The organism is Rhizobacter sp. P1_G5 (assembly GCF_056405435.1).
On the sequence record NZ_JBFUCB010000498.1, the window covers coordinates 1 to 4601 of the forward strand.

The window sequence follows — 4601 nt, forward strand, 5'->3', positions numbered from 1 at the left end:
GATCAACATCCTGCAGGGCCGCTGCGTCGGCGGTTCGACCACCGTGAACTGGACCAGCTCGTTCCGCACGCCGGCCGACACGCTCGAGCACTGGCGCACGCAGTACGGCCTGGCGGAGATGACGCCGCCCGCGATGGCGCCGTGGTTCGAACAGGCCGAACGCCGCCTCGGCATCGGTCCGTGGCTCACCGAACCGAACCGGAACAACGAGCTGTTGCGCACCGGTGCCGCGCGGCTCGGCATCGCGGCCTCGTCGATCCAGCGCAACGTGAAGGGCTGCTGGAACCTCGGCTCCTGCGGCATGGGTTGTCCGACGAACGCGAAGCAATCGATGCTGGTGACAACCTTGCCGGCGGCCCTCGACCAGGGGGCCACGCTGTTGGTCCAGATGCGCGCCGAGCGGCTCGAATGGCGCGACGGGCGCGTCGAGGCATTGCACTGTGTGCCGGTCGCCGACAACAGCGCACCGACCGGCGCCAGCGGCGTACGCGTCACCGCGAAGCACTACGTCGTCGCCGGTGGCGCGATCAACTCGCCGGCGCTGTTGCTGCGCTCCGGCGTGCCGGACCCGCATGGCCTCGTCGGCAAGCGCACCTTCCTGCACCCGGTCGTGATCTCGGCGGCGACCTTCGCGGACCCGGTGAACGGCTGGGATGGCGCACCGCAGACCCTCTACACCGACCATTTCCTGCAGACACAGCCGCTGACCGGCGCCATCGGCTACAAGCTCGAGGCGCCGCCGCTGCACCCTGTCATCGCCTCGTCCACGCTGGCGGGCCACGGCCGCGACCAGGCGGACATGCTGGCCCAGTTCCCGCGCACGCACAGCCTGCTGGCACTGATGCGCGACGGCTTCCACGCGCAGTCTCCAGGCGGCTCGGTCGGCTTGCGCAGCGACGGCACGCCGGTGCTCGACTACCCGTTGAACGACTTCGTGATGGACGGCGCGCGCCGGGCATTCCTCAGCATGGCGGAGATCCAGTTCGCGGCGGGCGCCCGCAGTGTCGTGCCGGTGCACGAGGAGGCAACGCCGTCCACGTCATGGGAAGAAGCGCGCCGGAAGATCCTGGGCTTGTCGATGAAGCCGCTGCTGACGCGCGTCGTCAGCGCCCACGTGATGGGTGGCTGCCCGATGGCCGGCAGCGAAGCGCAAGGCGTGGTGCGCCCTGACGGCACGCATTGGCAGGTCGCCAACCTGTCGGTGCACGACGGCTCGCTGTTCCCGACCAGCATCGGCGCGAACCCCCAGCTCTCGGTCTACGGCGTCGCAGCGATGCTCGCAACGCGTCTCGCCAAGCGCCTGACCGGCAACGACGTTCAGCTGGCCTGAAGACTCACGCTGATAGCATCGGCCGCATGCTCGCGCGCCTGCAACGCTTCATCACGCTCGGATTGCTTCTCACCGCGCTGCTCTGGGCCGTGTGGTTCATCCACATCGATCGACCCGGGTGGGCGGCTGCCGGCGCGCTGCTGATCGTCTTCGGCTACGCGCTCTTCCTCGGTCTCGAGTTCATCTTCCTGTACTTCGTGCACGGTGACGACCCGAGCCCGCGCGCGACGGCGCTGCAACTGCTGCATGCCTGGATCGGCGAGGTGCTGACGGCGCCGCAGGTGTTCTGCTGGCGGCAGCCATTCCGCTCGAACCGCGTGCCCGATCACGTGCCCGACAAGTCGCAACACCGCGGCGTCGTGCTGGTCCACGGCTTCGTCTGCAACCGGGGCTTCTGGAATCCGTGGATGCAGCGGCTCGTGCGGCGCGGCACGCCGTTCATCGCGGTCAACCTCGAACCGGTGTTCGGCTCGATCAACCACTACGCCGACATCATCGAGCAGGCCGTCGCGCGGCTCGAGGCCGCCACCGGCCAGGCGCCGGTGCTGGTCGGCCACAGCATGGGCGGGCTCGCGATCCGCGCGTGGGCCGCGGCGCACGGCGGCGAGGCGCGTGCGCACCGCATCATCACGATCGGCACCCCGCACCGCGGCACCTGGCTCGGGCGCTTCTCGACGACGGCCAACGGGCACGAGATGCGCCTCGCCAGCCCCTGGCAGGTGGCCCTGGGGGCGCGCGAATCGGCGACGCTGTCGCAGCGCTTCATCTGCTTCTACAGCCACTGCGACAACATCGTGTTCCCGGCCAGCACCGCAACGCTGCCGGGTGCCGACAACCGGCACGTGCCGGGCGTCGCGCACGTCGACCTGGTCAACCAGCCGGTGGTGTTCGAGGCCTTGCAGGCCGCGCTGTGATCACGGCGCGAGCACGCGGTCGCCGGGCAGCGTGGCCTCGGCGGGTACTTCGTCGCGCTGCGCCACCGCCTCGTAGATGGGCGTGAAATCCGGCGCCGTCGCGCGGAACAGCTGCTCGAACGAATCGATCACGAAGTACGTGGCCTGGTAGGTGTCGATCTTGTAGCGCGTGCACATGATGCGCTCCAGGTCGAAGCCCAGGCGCTGCGGCTGCGCGCTGGTGACGCTGTGGCGCAGCTCGCCCGCCGACGACAGGATGCCGGCGCCATACGCGCGCAGGCCGGCCGGCGTCGCGATCAGGCCGAACTCCACCGTGTACCAATAGAGCCGCGCGAGGTACTCGCACGACTGCAGCCGGCTCGCCTTCAGCCCGCCGGCGCCGTAGGCCTGCATGTAGTCGGCGAACATCGGGTTGAACAGCAGCGGCACATGGCCGAACAGGTCGTGGAACACGTCCGGCTCGACGACGTAGTCGAACTCTTCCGGCTTGCGGATCCAGCCGGTCACCGGGAAGCGGCGCGCCGCCAGCAGCGCGAAGAACGCCTCCTCGGGGATCAGGCCCGGTACCGCGACCACCTCCCAGCCGGTCGCGCGGCGCAGCCGCTGCGACAGCTCGTCGAAGCGCGGGATCTGCGTCGGCGTGCCGAGCTGGCCCACCGCGTCGATGAACTCCTCGCAGGCCAGGCCTTGCAGCTGCGCCGCCTGGCGCTCGTACAGGCGCTGGTACAGCGCGTGGTCCTCGGTCGTGTAGCGGGCCCAGTCCTGCTCGCAGGTGTAGTCGGCGCGCGCCGACGCATAGTCGCCGCGCGGCGGGCGGTCGCCCTGGCCGTAGGTGGCCGGCGCGACGCCGCTGTTCACGCCCTTGGCGCTGCTGTCGTTGATCAGCGCAGCCATTTGTCCGTCGTCCGCTGGTAGTCGCCGCCGGCCTTCGACAGGTGCAGCCATTGGTCGACGAAGTTCTTCATCACCATGTCGCGCGGCAGCATCCACGCCATCTCGCCGTACTGCAGCGGGCGTTCCGGGTTGACGGCGCACAGGCCGGGCCGCAGCTTCTGCTGCACCAGCGTCTCGGCGGCCTCGGTCACGAACACGTCGGCGCGCTTGGCGAGCAGCTCGTCGAAGATCGTCAGGTTGTCGGCATGGATCGTCAGCGTCGCGACCTTGAAGTTGGCGCGCGCGAAGCGCTCGTTGCTGCCGCCCGGGTTCGCGATCGCCCGCACGCCGGGCTTGTCGATGTCGGCCACGCTCTGGTACTTCGGCACGTCCTCGCAGCGCACCAGCGGCGTCTTGCCGTTGACCATGTAGGCGGTGCTGAAGAACACCCGCTTCTGGCGCTCGGTGGTCACCGAGATGCCRCCGATCGCGACATCGCATTTGCCGGCGCCGAAGTCGGGCAGCAGGTTGGCCCAGCTGGTCTTCACGAGCTCCAGCTTGACGCCCATCGCCGCGGCCAGCGATTGCGCGAGATCGATGTCCAGCCCCTCGAACGCACCGTCGRCGCGCTGGAAGCTGAACGGCTTGTAGTCGCCCGGCGTGCAGGCGCGCAGCACGCCGGCCTTCATCACCGCATCGAGCGACGATTCCTGCGCCGAGGCCATGCCGGCCAGCGCCGCCAGCGCGATCGCGATGAACGACGGCAGCGCCTTCATGCGGCCGCCTCGGGTTCGGCCTTCAGCACGCCGCGGCGCACCTGGTCGAGCTCGATGCTCTCGAACAGCGCGCGGAAGTTGCCTTCGCCGAAGCCCTGGTCGCCCTTGCGCTGGATGATCTCGAAGAAGATCGGCCCGATCACCGTCTGCGTGAAGATCTGCAGCAGCAGTTCGTTCGGCGCGCCCAGGTGCGTCGCGCCGTCGATCAGGATGCGCAGGCGCTTCAGCTCTTCGAGCCGCTCGCCATGATTCGGCAGGCGCTTGTCGACCAGGTCGTAGTAGGTCGCGATGGTGTCCTGGAACACGACGCCCTGGGTCTTCATGCCCTCGACCGAGCCGTAGATGTCGTCGGTGCCGAGCGCGATGTGCTGGATGCCTTCGCCGTGGTACAGGTCCAGGTACTCGGCGATMTGGCTCTTGTCGTCGGAACTCTCGTTGATCGGGATGCGGATCTTGCCGCACGGGCTCGTCATCGCCTTGCTCTTCAGGCCGGTCAGCTTGCCCTCGATGTCGAAGTAGCGCACCTCGCGGAAGTTGAACAGCCGCTCGTAGAAGTCGGCCCACTCCTTCATGCGGCCGCGGTGCACGTTGTGCGTCAGGTGGTCGATGTAGGTCAGGCCGTTGCCGACCGGCGACGCGTTCGCGCCGGGGATCGGCACGAAGTCGACGTCGTAGATGCTGATGCGGCGCGATCGGCAACATCAGCAT

4 protein-coding genes and 1 pseudogene are annotated in these 4601 nt (G+C 68.8%); 2 read left to right on the forward strand and 3 right to left on the reverse strand.

The window, feature by feature from the left end:
* Positions 1 to 1330: GMC family oxidoreductase N-terminal domain-containing protein (locus AC1D12_RS25435; protein ID WP_477843685.1), on the forward strand; the 1330-nt coding region annotated here is incomplete at its 5' end.
* A gap of 26 nt (positions 1331 to 1356) precedes the next feature.
* A complete protein-coding gene (locus tag AC1D12_RS25440; protein ID WP_477826587.1) occupies positions 1357 to 2244 on the forward strand; it encodes an esterase/lipase family protein in 888 nt (295 codons plus the stop codon).
* Here the strand turns inward: AC1D12_RS25440 and phhA are convergent, their stop codons facing one another.
* From phhA to hppD, 3 genes and pseudogenes are all read right to left on the reverse strand, one after another.
* Positions 2245 to 3138 carry a phenylalanine 4-monooxygenase gene (gene phhA / locus AC1D12_RS25445; RefSeq protein ID WP_477843687.1) on the reverse strand — a complete coding sequence of 298 codons (894 nt, stop codon included), beginning with the start codon at positions 3136 to 3138 and terminating at the stop codon, positions 2245 to 2247. It abuts the gene before it with no gap.
* The gene (locus tag AC1D12_RS25450; RefSeq protein ID WP_477843689.1) at positions 3126 to 3893 is read right to left on the reverse strand and encodes a transporter substrate-binding domain-containing protein; all 768 of its coding nucleotides are present in this window, start codon (positions 3891 to 3893) and stop codon (positions 3126 to 3128) included. Before AC1D12_RS25450 ends, phhA begins: the two co-directional genes overlap by 13 nt.
* Positions 3890 to 4576, reverse strand: a pseudogene (gene hppD / locus AC1D12_RS25455) (4-hydroxyphenylpyruvate dioxygenase); the annotation flags it as partial. The pseudogene hppD and the gene AC1D12_RS25450, both read right to left, overlap by 4 nt.
* Between the last annotated feature and the right edge of the window lie 25 nt (positions 4577 to 4601).

Excerpts from the sequence above, each read along its gene's own strand:
- AC1D12_RS25440 (WP_477826587.1), top strand. The coding sequence starts at position 1,357 with ATGCTCGCGCGCCTGCAACGCTTCATCACGCTCGGATTGCTTCTCACC.
- phhA (WP_477843687.1), bottom strand. The coding sequence starts at position 3,138 with ATGGCTGCGCTGATCAACGACAGCAGCGCCAAGGGCGTGAACAGCGGC.